At 69.1% G+C, this 17,016-nt stretch carries 13 protein-coding genes; 8 read left to right on the top strand and 5 right to left on the bottom strand.

What is annotated here, in order from left to right:
• The first annotated feature begins 1 nt into the window (after position 1).
• From MNQ95_RS08490 to MNQ95_RS08510, 5 genes are all read left to right on the top strand, one after another.
• Positions 2-517: a nucleoside 2-deoxyribosyltransferase gene (locus tag MNQ95_RS08490; RefSeq protein WP_241952592.1), complete on the top strand. Its 516-nt coding sequence runs from the start codon at positions 2-4 to the stop codon at positions 515-517.
• Positions 518-551: 34 nt separating this feature from the next.
• Positions 552-896, top strand: coding sequence for a DUF3817 domain-containing protein (locus tag MNQ95_RS08495; RefSeq protein WP_241952593.1), 345 nt, complete (start codon positions 552-554; stop codon positions 894-896).
• A gap of 277 nt (positions 897-1,173) precedes the next feature.
• Positions 1,174-1,392 carry a DUF4287 domain-containing protein gene (locus MNQ95_RS08500; protein ID WP_241952594.1) on the top strand — a complete coding sequence of 73 codons (219 nt, stop codon included), beginning with the start codon at positions 1,174-1,176 and terminating at the stop codon, positions 1,390-1,392.
• Positions 1,389-2,027, top strand: a complete 639-nt coding sequence (locus MNQ95_RS08505; protein WP_241952595.1) for a glutathione S-transferase family protein — start codon at positions 1,389-1,391, stop codon at positions 2,025-2,027. Before MNQ95_RS08500 ends, MNQ95_RS08505 begins: the two co-directional genes overlap by 4 nt.
• Before the next feature lie 110 nt (positions 2,028-2,137).
• Positions 2,138-2,551, top strand: coding sequence for a CBS domain-containing protein (locus MNQ95_RS08510; RefSeq protein ID WP_162409915.1), 414 nt, complete (start codon positions 2,138-2,140; stop codon positions 2,549-2,551).
• Between the two features lie 107 nt (positions 2,552-2,658).
• Here MNQ95_RS08510 and MNQ95_RS08515 read toward each other — a convergent pair whose 3' ends face one another.
• Entirely contained in the window at positions 2,659-4,557 is a 1,899-nt protein-coding gene (locus MNQ95_RS08515; RefSeq protein WP_241952596.1) for a S9 family peptidase, read from the bottom strand.
• Between the two features lie 94 nt (positions 4,558-4,651).
• Positions 4,652-5,494, bottom strand: a complete 843-nt coding sequence (locus tag MNQ95_RS08520) for a class I SAM-dependent methyltransferase (RefSeq protein ID WP_241952597.1) — start codon at positions 5,492-5,494, stop codon at positions 4,652-4,654.
• 263 nt (positions 5,495-5,757) lie between these two features.
• On the opposite strand from MNQ95_RS08520, the gene MNQ95_RS08525 reads away from it, so the two are divergent.
• Both MNQ95_RS08525 and MNQ95_RS08530 read left to right on the top strand, forming a co-directional pair.
• Positions 5,758-7,038, top strand: a complete 1,281-nt coding sequence (locus tag MNQ95_RS08525) for an aminopeptidase (protein ID WP_162409912.1) — start codon at positions 5,758-5,760, stop codon at positions 7,036-7,038.
• 321 nt (positions 7,039-7,359) lie between these two features.
• On the top strand, positions 7,360-9,336 hold the full coding sequence (locus MNQ95_RS08530; protein ID WP_162409911.1) for an alpha/beta hydrolase family protein: 1,977 nt from the start codon (positions 7,360-7,362) through the stop codon (positions 9,334-9,336).
• A 34-nt stretch (positions 9,337-9,370) separates the two neighbouring features.
• Here the strand turns inward: MNQ95_RS08530 and MNQ95_RS08535 are convergent, their stop codons facing one another.
• Positions 9,371-10,492 carry a dipeptidase gene (locus tag MNQ95_RS08535; protein ID WP_162409910.1) on the bottom strand — a complete coding sequence of 374 codons (1,122 nt, stop codon included), beginning with the start codon at positions 10,490-10,492 and terminating at the stop codon, positions 9,371-9,373.
• A 499-nt stretch (positions 10,493-10,991) separates the two neighbouring features.
• Between MNQ95_RS08535 and MNQ95_RS08540 the strand changes: the two genes are divergently transcribed.
• Entirely contained in the window at positions 10,992-13,673 is a 2,682-nt protein-coding gene (locus tag MNQ95_RS08540; RefSeq protein WP_241952598.1) for a bifunctional diguanylate cyclase/phosphodiesterase, read from the top strand.
• Here the strand turns inward: MNQ95_RS08540 and MNQ95_RS08545 are convergent.
• Both MNQ95_RS08545 and MNQ95_RS08550 read right to left on the bottom strand, forming a co-directional pair.
• Positions 13,670-16,150, bottom strand: a complete 2,481-nt coding sequence (locus MNQ95_RS08545) for a glycoside hydrolase family 9 protein (RefSeq protein ID WP_241952599.1) — start codon at positions 16,148-16,150, stop codon at positions 13,670-13,672. The two genes, MNQ95_RS08540 and MNQ95_RS08545, sit on opposite strands and share 4 nt — an antisense overlap.
• A gap of 168 nt (positions 16,151-16,318) precedes the next feature.
• Positions 16,319-16,990 (bottom strand): glutathione S-transferase family protein, encoded by a 672-nt coding sequence (locus tag MNQ95_RS08550; RefSeq protein ID WP_162409907.1) that lies wholly within the window; start codon positions 16,988-16,990, stop codon positions 16,319-16,321.
• Between the last annotated feature and the right edge of the window lie 26 nt (positions 16,991-17,016).

Below are 17,016 nucleotides of genomic sequence, written 5' to 3' on the forward strand. Positions count from 1 at the left end.
CATGATCCATTCCCTGTACCTGGCCGGTCCCGACGTGTTCCGTCCGGACGCGCATGCGCGCGGCCTCGAGCTCAAGGCGCAATGCGCGCAGTCCGGCTTCGAGGGGCTGTTCCCGCTCGACCAGGACGTGCCGGCGGACATCACCGACCCGGCCGCGCAGGCGGCGTGGATCTACCGCGCCAACATCGAATTGATCGAGCGTGCCGACGCGGTGCTGGCCAACCTGGATTTCTTCCGCGGCCCCGAGCCCGACAGCGGTACCTGCTTCGAGGTCGGTTACGCGGTGGCCAAGGGCAAGCCGGTATTCGGCTACATCCCCGAACACGGCAGCTTCGCCCAGCGCATCCGCGAGCGGCATCCGCAGGCGATCGGCGCCGATGGCGTGCTCGACGTGCACGGCTGGAGCATCGAGGAGTTCGGGCTGCCGCTGAACCTGATGCTGTCGGTGCCCGCGCCGCTGGTGGTCGGCGACCTGCGCGCGGCGCTGGTGCAACTGGCGCGTTACCGGGATCGATAGGTACCCTGCACGCCCTTCTTGCCCGGAATCCCCGATGTCCCCACGTCCACTGTCCGCCGCAGGGCGCCTGTTCGCGGTCGCCGCGTTCCTCGAAGCATTGACCTGGGCCGGGCTGCTGGTCGGCATGCTGCTCAAGTACGGCACCGGCACCACCGACCTGGGCGTGTGGCTGTTCGGGCGGCTGCATGGCGCGGCGTTCCTGTTCTACGTCGTGGTCAGCCTGTATGCGGGCGTGCGCCTGCGCTGGCCGCTGTGGGCACTGCTGGTCGCCTTGCTGGCGGCGATCCCGCCACTGGTGACGGTGCCGGTGGAGATGTGGTTCCGCCGCATCGGCCTGCTGTCGCAGCCGGCTCCCGCCGGGGCACGGGCTTCCACCTGAGTCGCGCCGGGTGCGCCGGCCCATCGCATCGACGCCTGGCTGATGATCCCGCCGCGAGGCGATGAAGGCTTGTGCCCTGTCCGGGCGCGCGGTTCCTGACGTACCTGCCCGACGTTGCTGCGTGGGCCGGCGCAGTTGCGTACCCGGAAGCTGGATGTTCCCGGCCAGGCATCCGGCACGTACGCCACGCCGGCGGCACCGCGACGTCGCCGGCAGGTGTCGAACAGGCTGCTTCCCGTCCGTCGTACCCGCACGACCGCCAACGCAGGAGCACGCCATGCAAGCTGATGCCCGGGCCACGGGGCCCGCCTCGTACTTCCCGTCCATCGAGAAGGCCTACGGCAAGCCGGTCGCGCACTGGTTCGCGTTGCTGGAATCCGTGGCCGCACGCCCGCACATGGAACAGGTGGCATTCCTCAAGGCCTCGCATGGGCTGGGCCATGGCCACGCCAATGCCCTGGTGGCATACCAGCGCACCCGTGCAGGCCGCGCATGAAACTGCTCTTCAGCCGCAACCCCAACCCGCGCCTCGCGGTGGCCGTGGCGCGCCACGTGGGCGCGCCGGTCGCGTTCGAACTCGCCGCGCCGTTCGCGGCGGGCCAGGCCGAGCGCTACCGGCCGCTGAATCCGACGCTGTTCCTGCCCATCCTGGTATTCCCCGGCGGCAGCCTGTGGGAAACCGATGCGATCGCCTGCCGGCTTTCCCGCGATGCCGGCTCGGTGTTCTGGCGGCGCGGCGACGCCGAGCCGCGCATGATCCAGTGGCTGAGCTGGGGCAAGGAGAACTTCGTCCGCGCCTGCGAGATGGTGCAGTACGAGCGCGGCACCCGGCTGCGCTATGCCCAGGGCCCGACCGATCCTGCGAAGGTCGAGGAGGGCCTGGGCCGCTTCGCCACGTCGGCCGCCCTGCTGGAGGCCGAGCTGTCGCAGCGCGACTGGTTGCTGGAGGACGGCCTGTCCTACGCCGACTTCCGCATGGCCACGTTCCTGCCCTGCAACGATGCCGCGCGCCTGCCGCTGCATGAATACCCCGCATTGCAGCGCTGGTACGGGCGGCTCGAAGCGCTCGCTGCGTGGCGCGATCCCTTCCAGGGCTTGCTGGCGCCGGAGCTGCCGCCTATTCCGGCGTGAGCCTCGTCGTTGACGGCCGGCGGCCGCTTAACGCGCCGCATGCATTCCGTTGGCGGCGGCTTAATCCACACTTGGTGATGCTGCGGCGTTCAACCCCGCAGGAGCTCCCCATGCAGATCAGCGAACTGATGAGTGCCGACGTATGCGTCATCGCCCCTGACGACACGCTCGGACGCGCGGCCGGAGTGATGGCCAAGCATGACATCGGCAGCCTTCCGGTCGGCGACAACGACCGCCTGGTCGGCTTCATCACCGACCGCGACATCGTCACCCGCGCCGTCGCCAACGGCCGGGGCGCGGACATGCTGGTCCGCGACGTGATGTCCACCGACGTGAAGTACTGCTTCGAGGACGAGGACGTCGAGCAGGTCGCCGCCAACATGGCCGAACTGCAGATGCGACGGCTGCCGGTGGTCAATCGCGACAAGCGCCTGGTCGGCATCGTCTCGCTGGCCAACTTCGCCCACGGCGGCGACGCCTACGCCTCGCAGGAGCTGCTCAGGGGCGTGGCCATGCCGCACTGACTTCCGCGTCCGGAAGTCAGTGCGCGTTGATGGCGCAGCGCGGCGAGCCCCGCCCTACGGTAGGGATGGCTGTTCCCGTAGCGCCGGGCCTGCCCGGCGGCGAAGTGTCAGTGGGTCTTTCCGTCGGCCAGCAGGTGGTCGCGGAAGAACCGGGTCAGTTCGATCGTCGATTTCACCCGGTTGGCTTCCTTGCGCCAGCCATGGCCTTCGTCCGGGAACAGCACGAACTCGACGTCCACGCCGCGCTGCTTGAGCGTATCCACGATCTGCTCGGCTTCGACCAGCGGCACGTTGGTGTCGTTGGCGCCGTGCATCACCATCAGCGGGGTGCGCACGCGATCCAGCTTGTGGATCGGCGACAGGTCGCGCAGCAGTTGGCGCTGGGTTTTCGGGTCGCCGTATTCGCCGGTGGAGATCGCACCCATCCACGGCGTGCTCTGCGCGAAGAAGGTTTCGAAGTTGACCATGCCGAACAGGTTGGCCGCCGCGGCGAACGTGTCCGGGAATTCGGTGATGCCGACCATGGTCGCGTAGCCGCCGTAACTGCCGCCCATGATGCCGATCCGATCCTTCGCACCGATGCCTTCGCGGACGAGGAAGTCGGCGGTGGACTGGATGTCGCGGTTGGCGTCGAAGCGGCCAGCATGGTTGTCGCTCTGCATGAAGGCCTTGCCGAAGCCCGAAGAGCCGCGGATGTTCGGCGCGAACACGGCGATGCCACTGGCTACCAGCGCCTGGTAGTCGGCGCGGAACGCAGGGCGCTCCTGGCTTTCCGGGCCGCCGTGGAAGCTCAGCACCACCGGGCCGGGGGTCTTGAAGTCCCTGGGCAGGTACAGCCAGCCCGACAGCTCGAGCCCGTCATGGGCGGTATAGGTGCGCAGCGTCGGCTTCACCAGCTGCGCCAGGTCCACGCCCGGATGCGGGCTCCAGGTCAGACGCGTCCAGCGGCCGCCGTCGAGGTCCAGCCGCCACAGGTCGGCCGGTGCCTGCGAGCCGGACGCCGCCAGCACCACCGAGCGACCGTCGGGCGCGAAGTCGATCCCCGACACCAGTTCCCCAGGTGCCGCCGGCAGCGGCGTGCGCTTGCCGCTGCGCAGGTCGATGCGTTCAAGCTCGTTGCGCCCGGCGATGTTCCAGACCAGCAGCGCGGTCTGCCTGTCGTCGCTCAGCGCGAAGTCCTGCAGCTCGCCGTCGTCGCGGCTGGCGAGGGTCTTCGGCGCCGAAGGCGTGCCGTCCGCACCGACCACCAGGCGCGCGAAGACGCTGCGGTCCAGGCCCAGGTTATGGTTGAGGTAGACCGTGGAGGCATCGGCGCCGAACAGGCCTTCGACGCTGGCCGTGCCTTCGTGCGGCGTCAGCAGGACGCTCTTGCCGGTTGCGAGGTCGTCCAGCCACAGGTTCTCGTTGCCGCGGGTGACCAGCCGCGACACCAGCGCGCGGTCACCGATGACGTCGAGCGCACCGCCGATGCCCTGCATCTGGATCGCGTTGCGGGCCTTGCCGGTCTTCGGATCCCAGACCCATACGTCCATGCTGGCGGGGTCGCGCACGTTGCTGCCGAACACGTAGCGGCCGTCTCGGGTGAACTCGCCGACGAAGGTGTTGGCATCGCCGTCGTCGTCGATCGCGCGCGTCCCGGTCCCGTCCGGCGAGGTCAGCAGCAAGGCCGCGTTGTAGCCGCCGCCCGGCGACACCGCGTAGGCGAGCCGGCCATCGGGCGACCAGCGCACGCCCGATGCGGGATCGCTGCCGGCGGTCACTGCCTGCGGATAGCCACCGTCGGCCGGGATGCGCCAGACCTGCGGCACGCCGCTGAGGTTGGTGATGTAGGCGATCTGCGTGCCGTCCGGGGAGAACTGCGCGCCGCTGGCGCTGCCGACGCGTCCCATCGCGGCAATGCGCGCCTCGAGGGCAGGATCGGCCGCGGGCCCGGCCTGGGCGCGCCAGGTGGGCAGGAATGCAGCCAGGCAAACAGCGAGGGATGCGACGCGAAGCAGTCCGGTCATGACGGTGTCCCCTGATCGTCGATGGCAGCGCTCAGGGTACCTGCTCGAGCCGGCGCGATGCGGCGTCAGGCGGAAGCTTGCGACGCCAGTCCCCTCAGCGCCTTGTCCCGAGCACGCCATCCAGCGCCAGCTGCGCCTTGAAACCCGCCTTCTCCAGGCGCTTCTGCACTTCGCGCGGCACGTCGCGGCCGCTGGTGAGCTTGTTGGGACTGCCGGTGTAGTGGAACAGCCGGCCTTCGCGGCGCAGCACCCGCGCGAGCTGGTCGTAGAAGGCCTGCGAGTAGAGTTCGCCGGCGATGCCGAAACGCGGCGGGTCGTGGAGGACCGCGTCGACCGAGCCATCGGCCATCGCCGTGACCGCCTGCGAAACGTCGGCATGCACCAGCTGCAGGCGACCTCCGCTTCCGGGATCTTCCGGATCCGGCGACCAGGGATTGAGCGTGCGCAGCCACAGCACGCTTTCGTTCTTCTCGAACGAATGGATGCGGGCGACGCCGGCCTCCAGGCAACACGCGGCGAAGTACCCCAGTCCGCCGCAGGTATCGAGCACCACCTTGCCGGCCGGCTGGACCAGGGCGACCTTGCGCCGCGCGTCGTCGATCGGCGACTCCTTCGAGGTCGGCAGCATCTTGATGCCGTCGATCTCGAAAGTAGGAGCGCCCCACTCGGTGGGCACCAGCTTGATCAGCGAGCCGGCGTATCGCGACACCGGCGACCAGGCCTCGCCGTCGAACCGGTAGATCGTGCGGTCCTTCAGGCGTTCCGGATACGGGTAGCGCGCGTCCTGCCACTGCCAGTGATCGATCGCCAGCGAAGCCTGTCCCTGGCTTCGGCCCAGGTCCAGCGAGCCACTCCAGCCGGGCAGGCCCTGGCGGTGCGCGGCAAGGAGCGCATCGGCGGTGTCGCGGGTCAGCAGCGGGCCGGGGCTTGGGGACACGGGATGGGAGGCGGTCGGGCGGGGCGGGCATCGTAACCGACGGGTTCCGGTTCCGGTCGGGCAGGCTGGCCGAAGGTGCGGCGCTGGCGTGGCCGGCGGTTCGCTATCGGAGTCGCGGAGGACAGCCAAGAAACACGCAAAAATGGCCGCTTTATAGTTGTTTCGCGTTGCACGCCCCGGCCCGATGAACGGTCGCTGCCACGTGCCGGCCCGCAAGTAGCATCCACCTCCTGCCACTTCCGGCAGCTCTTGGGGATGCCTTCATGAAGCACGTTCTTCTGGCCGCCTCCGTCGCGGTCGCAATCTGCGCCTTGCCCGCATGCAAGCGCAACGCGGACGACACCGCTGCCACTCCGGCCGCCGCCCAACCCGAAGCCATCGCCGCCACGCCCGCTGCCGCGCCCGCTGCCGCGCCAGCGGCGGCACCGGCCGTGGACCTGGAGGCGCTGGCGCGCCGCGTGGTCACCCAGAGCGCCGGGGTCACCGATGGCGAAGCGGTGCTGATCACCGGTCGTCCGCAGGACGCGGAGCTGATGGAGGACCTCGCGGTCGAGGTGGCCAGGGTGGGTGGCTACCCGATGATCGAGTACAGCAGCGATCGACTGTCCAGGCGCCTGTTCTTCGACGTTCCTGACAAGTACGACGCCCGCGAGGATGCGCTGGTCGGAAAGCTGACCGAGATCTTCGACGTGGTCATCAGCCTCGGCAACGGCACCAGCGAAACCCTGTTCGAAGGCGCCGACCCGAAGCGGATGGCGGCGCGAAGCAAGGCCAACGAGGGCATCGGGCAGGCGATGTTCAAGAACGGCGTGCGGATGGTCGAACTCGGGAACAACTTCTATCCCACCGCCGCACGCGCGGAGCGCTTCGGCATGAGCGAAGAAGCGCTGGCGAAGATGTTCTGGGACGGCGTGAGCATGGACTACACCGAACTGCAGGCGAAGGGCGAGAAGATCCGCGCGGCGCTGGCATCGGGCAGCGAAGTGCACGTGACCAATCCGAACGGCACCGACCTGACCTTCCGCATCCAGGGCCGCAAGGTCGGCGTCAGCGACGGCATCATCTCGGAGGAGGACCGCAAGCAGGGAGGGTCGGCCCTGTCGGTCTACCTGCCCGCGGGTGACGTGTTCACCACGCCGGTACCGGGCAGCGCCCAGGGAACGCTGGTGGATTCCGGTTCCAGCTTCCGTGGCAAGAAGATCGACCGGCTGAGCCTGGCCATCGCCGATGGCAAGGTCACGGCGATGGAAGGCTCCGGCCCCGGCTATGCCGACCTGAAGGCCGCGTACGACGCGATGGACGACGCGCGCAAGAACGAACTGTCGTTCTTCAACCTGGGCATCAATCCGAACATCAAGCTGGGTGCCGGCAGCACGGCGGGCAGCTGGATGCCGGCCGGTGCGGTCACCGTCGGCACCGGGTCCAATGCCTGGGCCGGCGGCGACAACTACTCCAACGCGGGCCAGACCGTGTTCCTGCCGGGCAGCACCGTGACCCTGGATGGCAAGCCGATCGTGGAGAACGGCGAGCTGAAGCTGCAGTAGCGCAACGGCCGGCAATGCGCGGCTGTCTATCGGGGCAGTCGCGCAGGGTGCGTTCCGCGTCATGCTCGCGGAAAGGCGGTCCTCCCGGGCCGCGATCGGGTTCGATTTCCGGTCGCGTGTCCGCTGCAATGCCGGTGATCGCCGGTACCGTTCCGTCGGCCATTGCGTCCGGCCCGGAGACCCTGCCGCCGGCGACCCTGCGGGTGGCCGGGCGACCCGGTGTCACGCCGCACGTGGTCGCGCCAGGTTGTGACTTCCGTCGATGGACAGCGTTTCCGGCGCTTGCCAACATCACCCCGGGGATCCAGACGGGGGATGGGGATGTCGCACCGCAACAGGCTGGCCGGCGTGCTGTTCGCCGGTGTTTTCTCGTGGGCCGGTGTAGCCGCGGCCGCCGGACAGGGCAAGGTCGACCTGGCGCCCTACCTGAAGCAGGACCAGTACGAGCGGGTCAAGATTTCGCCCGATGGCGCGTACTTCGCAGTGACCGTGCCTCTGGAGGATCGCACCGTGCTGGCGATCATCCGCCGTTCGGACATGGTGCCCACGACCAAGATCATGGGCGGCGAAAACTCCGTGGTGGACGACTTCTGGTGGGCCAACAACGAGCGTGTCGTCGTGTCGATGGCAGGAAAGTACGGCTCGCGCGACAGGCCCTACACCCGCGGCGAACTGCATGCGGTCAATGCCGATGGCAAGAACAGCAAGTTGCTGGCCAGTCCGTACGGCGTCGATGACACGCCCGGCAACTCATTCACCTACCGGACCGAGTTCGAGCGCGCGGTCTTCATGCAGGGCACCCTGCGCGACGAGCCGAACAAGGTGCTGGTGTCGGCCATGGCGGTGAACACCAGCGACCCGTACGTGCGCATCGAGAAGCTGGATATCTACACCCTCAAGCGGGACGTGCTGGCTTCGGCGCCGGTTCGCCGCGCCGACTTCGTCGCCGATCTGAAGGGCCAGGTGCGCTTCGCGGTGGGCGCCGACACGGACAACGTTTCCAGGCTGTACTACCGCGAAGGAAGTGGCGGGAAGTGGCAGTTGGTCAACGACGAGAATGTCACGAAACGCCAGGAGTACCCGCTGGGTCTCAATGCAGAGGGTACGCTGGCCTACCTCCAGGCCGAACGCAGCGAGGGGCCGGATGCGATCGTCAGCTGGAATCCGGCCACCGGTGAGTACCGCGAGGTGCTGCGCGACGCGGTGGCCGATCCGTACCGCATCCTCTACGACCTCGATGGACAGACGCCGATCGGTGCGTCGTACATGACCGATCGAGTGCGCAACCGGTTCTTCGACGACGACCATCCGACCGCCCGCCTGTACCGCGGCCTGGAGAAGGCGTTCCGTGGCGACTCCATCCGCATGACTTCGGCCACGGCCGATGGTGGCGAGGTGCTGCTGTACGTATGGAGCGACCGCAACAACGGTGACTATTTCCTGTTCAACACCCGGACCAAGCGCGCCGACCGCGTGTTCAGCCGACGTGAGTGGTTCATCCCGGATGCGATGCCCGCGACGCGTTACGTCAGCTTCAAGGCGCGCGACGGACTGCCGCTGCACGGCTATCTGACGGAGCCGCGCGGCCAGGCGCCGGGGCCGCGACCGCTGGTACTGCTCCCGCATGGCGGGCCGTTCGGCGTCTTCGATGGATGGGAGTTCGACGACGATGCCCAGATCCTCGCCGCCGCCGGCTACGCGGTGCTGAGGGTGAACTATCGCGGTTCGGGCAATTACGGACGCCAGTACATGCAGGCCGGAAACCAGGAATGGGGCGGCCGCATGCAGGACGACCTGACCGACGCTACCCGCTGGGCGGTGCGCGAGGGAATCGCCGATGGCTCGAAGATGTGCATCTACGGCGCCAGCTACGGCGGCTATGCCGCGCTGATGGGTGCGGCCCGGGAGCCGGATCTGTACCGGTGCGCGGTCGGCTATGTCGGCGTCTACGACTTGCCGATGATGCATCGCGATGCGTCCAGCCGCAGCCGTTCCGGGCGGACCTGGGCACTGGAATGGATGGGCGACCGTGCCGCGCTGGCCGGCAGATCCCCGGTCAACCTCGCCGACCGGATCAAGGTGCCGGTGTTCCTTGCCGCCGGCGGCAAGGACGAGCGTGCCCCTGTCGAGCACACGCGGCAGATGGAGAAGGCGCTGAAGAAGGCCGGGGTACCGGTGGAGACGCTGTACTACCCCAACGAGGGCCATGGCTTCTACACCGAGGAACACCGTCGCGAGTACTACACGCGGCTGCTGGCATTCCTGGCACCGCACCTGGGCGGCGCGGTAGCCGAGTAGGGCAACGTGCGGGCAGCGGGAGTGCCCGCTGCCGCTATGCGCCCCAGACCGTCCCGGCGAAGCGCAGGAAGTTCAATCCGAGCACCTTGTCGATCCGCGCCTCGGACCAGCCCTTGGCCTGCAGCAGCCGGGCCAGCGTGTGGAACTGGTCCGGGCCGCGCAGGTCGAGCACGAATGGATAGGTATCGGGGCGCTCGCCGGCGGCGCTGATGCCGGCGGCGCGGCGCGCGGCGATTTCGCGCGCCAGCGTGTCCCGGTAGGCGACCATGTCGTCGATCTGGCTGACGGTGCCGTCGGTGCCGATGCCGACGTGGTCCTCGCCGCAGGTCTTCACCGCATGCTCGAGGTGGGCGACCACGTGCTCGGCGCGCGCGTGCCCGGACAGGTCCAGGAACGGCATGAAATAGATGCCGACTAAGCCGCCGCGCTCGGCGACCAGGCGCAGCTCGGCATCGGTCTTGTTGCGCGGCAGGTCGGCGATCGCGCGGCAGCCGGTGTGGTTGATCGACACCGGTGCGGACGACAGGCGCGCCGCTTCCAGGCAGGTGCGCTCGCCGCTGTGCGACAGGTCGACCATCGCACGGCGCTCGTTCAGGCGCGCGACCACCTCGCGGCCGAACGGACTCAGTCCGCGGTTGCCGGGCGCCATCGCGCCATCGCCGAGCTGGTTGGCCGGGTTGTAGGTCAACTGGAAGACGCGCACGCCCAGGTCGGTGAAGATGTCGATCCGCTCCAGGTCGTCGCCGAGCATGGCGCCGTTCTGGAAGCCGTAGATCAGACCGATGCGTCCATCGGCATGGGCGCGGCGGATATCGGCCGCCGTGAGGACCTTGAGCACGTCGGCCGCGTGCGCGCGGACCAGTGCGTCGGTCGCCGCGATGTCGCGCACGCTGGCCTGGAACGGATCCTCGCCACCGGCCACGTAGCCCAGGGTCACGTTGACTGCGGTCAGGCCGGACGCGCGCGCCTCGGCGAGTACGCGCGGCGTGAGCTGCGGGACCAGCGTGTCATCGGGCAGGTTGGGATCGCCCAGTCCTCCCAGCGCGTTGACGACGATCCGCTGCGGCGGCGCGGCGGCACGCACGGCGGCCGGAAGCGAGGCGACGGCGGCGGCGCAGGCCGCGCCGGTGAGGAAGGTGCGTCGGTCGAAGGTCATCGTGGCCTGGCGGAAGGGAGTGTGGCCGCGGCGGCGCGAACCGGCCGCGCGGAGCGGGCCTCGGGCCCGCCGGCGCAGGATACAGCGCACGGATGCAGCGGCATCCGGCGTGAGGCCGCCTTCATGCCTTCCCGCCTACCCTGCCGTATCCCTGGTCACCCGGGCCGCTGGCTGCCAGTTACCCGTGCTGCCGCCCGTACTCGTGCAGGTAGGTCGATGAAATTGGACAGCGGTATTTTGGCGGAACCACGCCACGCAGCTTCCAACTCCGGTCACCGTCGTCGAACGGAAGGGGCGCTGCTTGCGATCGGGATGCTTCCCGCATGACGGACCGCGCACGGCAGCGCGGTCCATCGACGTCCCGGATCGCGATCCGGGCTCAAGAAAACCGTGGCGCGACCGAATGTACAAAGGAAGGACGCCCGCCGCCCGGATGCGACCGATGAGCCGAAACCCTCCGGCGCGACCGGGTCCGGAAGCCCGCCACTCGAGGATCCGCATGCCGTTCCACGATCACATGCCCGCCGCGCCGGAGGTGTCCCATGGCGGAGGGCTGCGGGCGTCCGTGGCCTGGGCGATGCTGGTGCTGGGGGTGGGGCTGCTGTTCACCGCGGAGATGGCGCGTCGCGAATGGCTGGACGCGCGTGGCCGCGCCCAGGTGATGCAGCAGTCGCTGGCCGATGCCGCCCAGGCGCGGGTGCTGGTGCCGCTGGACACCGGCGCGCAGGCGTTGCGGGCGATGCAGACGGTATTCCTGTCCAACGACCGCATGGACCAGCAGACCTTCGCCGAATACCAGTCCAACCTGCGCGCGCAGGAGCGCGTGCCCGGGTTCGTGGCCAGCGCGTTCGCCCGCCTCGGTACGCAGTCCGCGGCGCGGGCCGAGTACCGCTACGAACTGGTCTCGCCATTGCATGGCAACGGGATGCTGGTGGGCCTGGACATCGCCAGCCAGCCGCAGAACCTGGCCGCCCTGCACCGGGCGCGCGATGCCGACATGCCGTCGATCTCCGCGCCGTTCCGGCTGCTGCAGTTCCCGGATGCCGATGCCGCCGCCGCCCGCGGCATGACAGTGCGCCTGCCGGTCTATTCGCAGGGCCCCCGGCCGGTCACCCCGGAGCAACGCCGCTTGCGCGAGATCGGCGCACTGGCGATCAGCCTGAGGCTGGAGCCGATGCTGCGGCAGGCGCTGCAGGGCCGGATCCTCGAGCACATGCATGTGGCGATCACCGACCTGGATGCGCCGCCCGACCAGGCGACGGTGTTCGCATCCGGCGTACTGCCCGAGGGTGCCGCCCCGCAGCGGCGGCAGGTGGAATTCGGTGGCCGGCGCTGGGAGCTGCAGCTGTGGCCGCGCAGCACCGTGGTCGAAACCGGCGGGATCTGGCGCGTGGTCGCCGCCGGGACCATCATCAGCGTGCTGTTGGCCCTGCTGATGCTTTCGCAGGCCACGACCTATCGCCGCGCGCTGGAGCTGGGCCGGCGCATGTCCGCGCGTTTCGGCGAGAGCGAGGCGCGCTTCCGCGTGCTCAACGAACTGCTGCCGGCGCTGGTACTGCTTGCCGACGGCCGCGATGGCCGCATCGTCTACGCCAACCAGGCCGCGCGCAATCACCTGGGCGCGGTGCTGGACACGCCGCTGGTGTCCCTGTTCGCCAATCCTTTGCTCGGCGGCCAGGCGATGGCCGAGGCCACCGCCGGTGGCAGCTGGGCCAGCCAGGAGGCGATGGTGGTGACCGCCGGTGGCGAGGCGTTCTGGGCCAGTGCGTCGCTTGCGCAGGTCGAAGTCGATGGTGCGCCCTACCTGCTGATGGTCGCCACCGATACCAGCGAGCAACGCGAGCTGACCGAACGGCTGCGCTACCAGGCCGCGCACGACGGCCTGACCGAACTGTGCAACCGGCGCGAGTTCGAACGGCGCCTGCAGGAGGCGCTGGCGCGGCGCCAGGGCGATGCGGACATGGCGCCATTCGCGCTGCTGTACATCGACCTCGACCAGTTCAAGCTGATCAACGACGTGTCCGGGCACATGGCCGGGGACCAGCTGCTGGTCCAGCTGGTCCACGCGTTGCGCGCGCACCTGCGCCCGGGCGACCTGCTGGCGCGGCTGGGTGGCGACGAGTTCGGCCTGCTCGCCTTCGACATCGACGAGGACCAGGCGCAGGAGCTGGCCGAGCGCATGCGCCAGTGCATCGAAGGGGTGATGTTCGTCTGGCAGGACCGGACCTACACGGTGAGCGCCAGCATCGGCATGGTCATGGTCGACCGCGACGGCTGCACGCTCAAGGACCTGCTGGCGTGGGCCGACAGTGCGTGCTACCAGGCCAAGGAGGGCGGCCGCAACCGGGTGTGTTCCTATCGCGAGGACGAGGACACCACCCGCCGCCGCAGCGAGATGGAATGGGCCAACCGGCTGCGCTGGGCACTGGAACAGGACCGCCTGCTGCTGGACTACCAGGAAGTCGTGCCGCTGCTGCCGTCGCCGGAAAACCCGATCCACATCGAACTGCTGCTGCGCCTGCGCGAGGAGGACGGCACGGTGTTCCTGCCCGGCGCCTTCATCCCGGCGGCCGAGCGCTACGGACTGATGCCGCTGGTGGACCGCTGGGTGATCCGCACTGCGTTGGCGAACTTCACCCGGCTGCACGCGTGCGGCGGCGAGCTGCGCACCTGCGCGATCAACCTGTCGGGTGCCAGCATCGAGGACGACGGCCTGGCCGACTTCATCCTCGACACCATCTACGAATTCGGGGTGCCCGCGACGAGGGTATGCCTGGAGATCACCGAGACGGTGGCCGTGCGCAACCTGCTGCGGGTGGTGCGGGTGATCGAGCGCCTGCGCGCGGTGGGTTGCCGGATCGCGCTGGACGACTTCGGCGCCGGCATGTCCTCTTTCGGCTACCTGAAGAACCTGCCCGTGGACGTGATCAAGATCGACGGCAGCTTCGTCCGCGACCTGGGCAGCGATCCGATGAGCCGGGCGATCGTCAATGCGATCGCCCAGATCGGCCAGCAGCGCGGGCTCAAGGTGGTCGCCGAATGGGTGGACAGCGAGCGCACCCTGGCGACGCTGCGCGAGCTGGGGGTGGACTACGGCCAGGGCTTCGTCCTGCACCGGCCGGAGCGGGTGCTGTTCCAGCGTCCCGGCGGAATCCGCATGCCGGCCGCTGGCCTGGGCTAGCGCGGCTCCCGTGCGCCGAGCAGGTCCTGCGCGGCGTGCACCAGGAACAGGTATTTGGCCCCGAGGTCGATCACGTATTCGTTCTCGCCCCACAGGAACGGCCAGTCTTCCTTGTTCTCGGGGAAATCGGGCTTGAGCACGAGCACGCCGGGCACCACGCCGCCGGCGATGAAGGAGAAGTCGGCGCGGTTGTTGCCGTAGGCGACCTGCTTGGAGCGCGCGCCCACCGCCGAGACGAACGACAGGTTGGAGTCGGGGTGCGTTCCGTAGAGGTAGTTCAGGCCCTGCAGCGTGTCCTCGATGTCGAACAGCTCGGGGAAGGCGCGGTTCAGCCAGTAGTTGGTGGTGGCCATGCCGACCACCGCGCTGTTGCCGGCCCACCCGCCACGGGTGATCGGCACGCCGTAGGGGTTTTCGTCCACGAACGCCTTGCGCTCCTCCTTGAACTTCACCGCGCGCTCGCGGAACTTCGCCGTGAACGCCGCATCCATCTTCGGCAGCACGGGCGCCACCGCGCCGGCGTTGAAGGCGAAGCGCGCATCGATCGCCGGCCACGACGCGGCGATGGCCTTGGCGTACTTCGCATCACCGGTGGCCAGCAGCAGTTGCACGGCCGCCCGCAGCTGTTCGTCCTGCGGGTCGCCGCCGGTGGTGTTGCCGACCCGGAACAGGTTCGGCTCGCGCCCCTGCTCGAACTCCCACACCTTCTTCGCCGTGGCCAGGCTCTCGGCCGCCAACGCGCTGTTGTGGTCGCGCAGGGCGCGGCTGGCCGCGGCCAGGCCGGCGGCCGAGCCGTAGTTGAGCGCGGTGGTGTTGCTGGTGAAGGCCAGCCGGTCGTCGTGCGGCGAATCCGGGTCGGACGGATCGTCGACCTTGCCGTCGGTCTTGGTCACCGCGTCGCCCAGGTGCGTGTACTGGCCCAGGTCCGGCTCGACGATGCCGGGGATGGCATGGCCGAACACGCGGTGCTGGGCGATCAGCATCAGCGTGCCGTGCTCGATCTGCTGCAGCAGGTCGGGGACGCCGTCGGGCTGGTGGATCTCCACGTGCCCGCGCTTCTGGTCGATCGTGGTCTCGTCGCGCAGCGGCCGCGCCAGCTCCCAGGTGTCGACCAGCGACATCACGGTGGAATAGTGGGTCTGGGTACGCAGGTCGAAGTCGCCGGCGTCGAACCAGCCGCCGATCGCCAGGCCGGGGATGTGCTCGCCCGGCTGGAACGGCGAATCCAGGTCCGGGCCCTGGCCGTACAGGTCGAAATGCTCGCGGCCGGGTGCGACCTGGCGCGCGTCGTCCATGTGCGAACGGCCATGCCAGACCCGGTAGGCCTCGTTGACCGACATGTGGTCCATCTGCACCGGGAAGAACACGTCCAGGGTCGGGTGCCAGGCCGTGGCGTAGGCGTCGTCGGCGATGCGGAAGGCGGCGGTGCGCTGGCCATCGGCTTCGATCTGGTACAGGCCCGGTTCGCGCGCGGTGGAAAAATCGAAGGTGTAGTAGTCGTAGCGCAGGTACGGGCCCCAGCGTTGCGGCGCCGACGCCAGCACTTCGCGGGTGGTGCCGTCCGCTTCCACGCGCAACAGCCGCGCACGATCCGGAGGCGATGCGTTGCGGTCGTGTTCGAGGACGGCCACCTTGCGTTGTGCCGGGTGGTAGCCGACCTGCGAATGACCGATCACGGTCGGCCGGGTCCAGCCGGGCTCGGTGCCCGCGGCCAGCGACCACTCCAGCACCGTGCCGGTCTTGCCGCTGGGCAGCAGCGAGCGCACCACGTACCAGCCGTTCTGGGCCTGGTTGCGGCCGTCGTACAGGCGCAGCGGCGCACCGGGCGAATCGATGGCGACACGGCGCTGCGGATCCTCCGGGGCCAGGGTCAGCTGGTGGCCTTGGGCCATCGGCAGGCGCACCGTCGCGCCGTCCCTGTCACGACCGCTCGGGCCGGCGGGGTACAGCGGCAACTGCCCGCTGCCGTCGTCCATCAGCCAGGACTTTCCGAAGTAGGCCGAGGGCAGGAATTCGAGGTTGAACCCGGCCTTGCCGGCCAGCGACCGGGGCAATGGCCGGTCGAGCAGCACCTGGATCACGACGCCGTCGCCGCGTGGCGCCACGCGCACCGAGTACTCGAAATCCTCCGCGTCGAAGCGCATGCGCGTGGTGACCGTGCCGCTCTTCGCGTCGACGGTGCGTTCGAGCAGCGTGGCAGCCGCGTCCCACTGCTCGGGCGTGGGCGCCAGGCGCACGTCGCCATTGGTCGCGGTGCGCACCCCATGGTGGATCAGCTCGATGCCGGCGATCTTGGCGTCGCTGAAGTTGCCGTCGTAGGTGTTGCTGAAGGCCAGGACGTCCAGGCCCGGCGTGGTGAAGTAACCCGCGTCGCCCAGTCGTGGCCCGGAGGCGGCCACGGCGGTCAGTGCCGTGGCCAAGGCACTCGCCAGCAGCGCAATGCGGGTGCAGGTGGTACGCCGTGCGGCTCGGTTCATCGGATCCCCCTCGTGAGTGTTAACGCTAACACTCGGGGCGCAGCGGTCCAGCTGCGCTGCAGCAAGAAGCTCGCGCGCGACGTTTCCAGGCGCTACTACGATCGCCCCGGTGCCTGCGGCGGTAACTGGAGTGGCGTCCTCGCGCCCGTCCGGTGCGCGCCCGCCAGCTCAGTCGCGGTCCGGCGCGCCGAGCGGGAAATAGGAGCGGAAGGGGCGTGCCTCGTCGACCGCGCGCGCGAACGCGGGCCAGGCTAGCAAGCGGGCGCGATAGGCATGCACGAGGCCAAGCCCGTGCGGAATTGGGTAGGTCCAGTCCGCATAGAACAGGAACGGGGCTGCGCCGCAGTCCGCCAGGCTCGGGGTATCGCCGGTCGCCCAGCATCGGCCATCGGCCAGGTGGCGCTCCAGCCAGACGTAAGCGATGTCGAGCATGCGCGTCGCTTCGCCGACACCGTATGCATCGCGATCGGCTGCCGGCCTGATCGCATCGAACACGAGCTTCTGCTGCGGGGTGGAGACGTAGTTGTCGAAGAACCGGTCGAGCATGCGCACCTGCACGGCCGCGAGCGGATCGTCCGGCAGCAGCCGTACCGGGCCGGGATGGCGCACGTGCAGGTACTCGATGATCGCCGTCGCCTCGATCACCGGCTGCGTGCCGGCTTCGGCTGCGCTGTCGACCAGGACGGGGAAGCGTTTCATCGGCCACAGCGTTTCCAGCGCCTGCTGGTGCGCGGGATCTTCGAGGTTGCGGTACTCGAATGCGATGCCGTTCGCGTACAGGGCGATGAGCGCCTTCTGGGAGTAGGACGAGAACGGATGGGCGTAGAGGGCGAGGGTCATGGCTCGGCTCGTGGGCAGGTTTCTGA

The sequence above is a fragment of the Pseudoxanthomonas daejeonensis genome (assembly GCF_022637495.1).
In the GTDB taxonomy this organism is placed as follows: domain Bacteria; phylum Pseudomonadota; class Gammaproteobacteria; order Xanthomonadales; family Xanthomonadaceae; genus Pseudoxanthomonas; species Pseudoxanthomonas daejeonensis.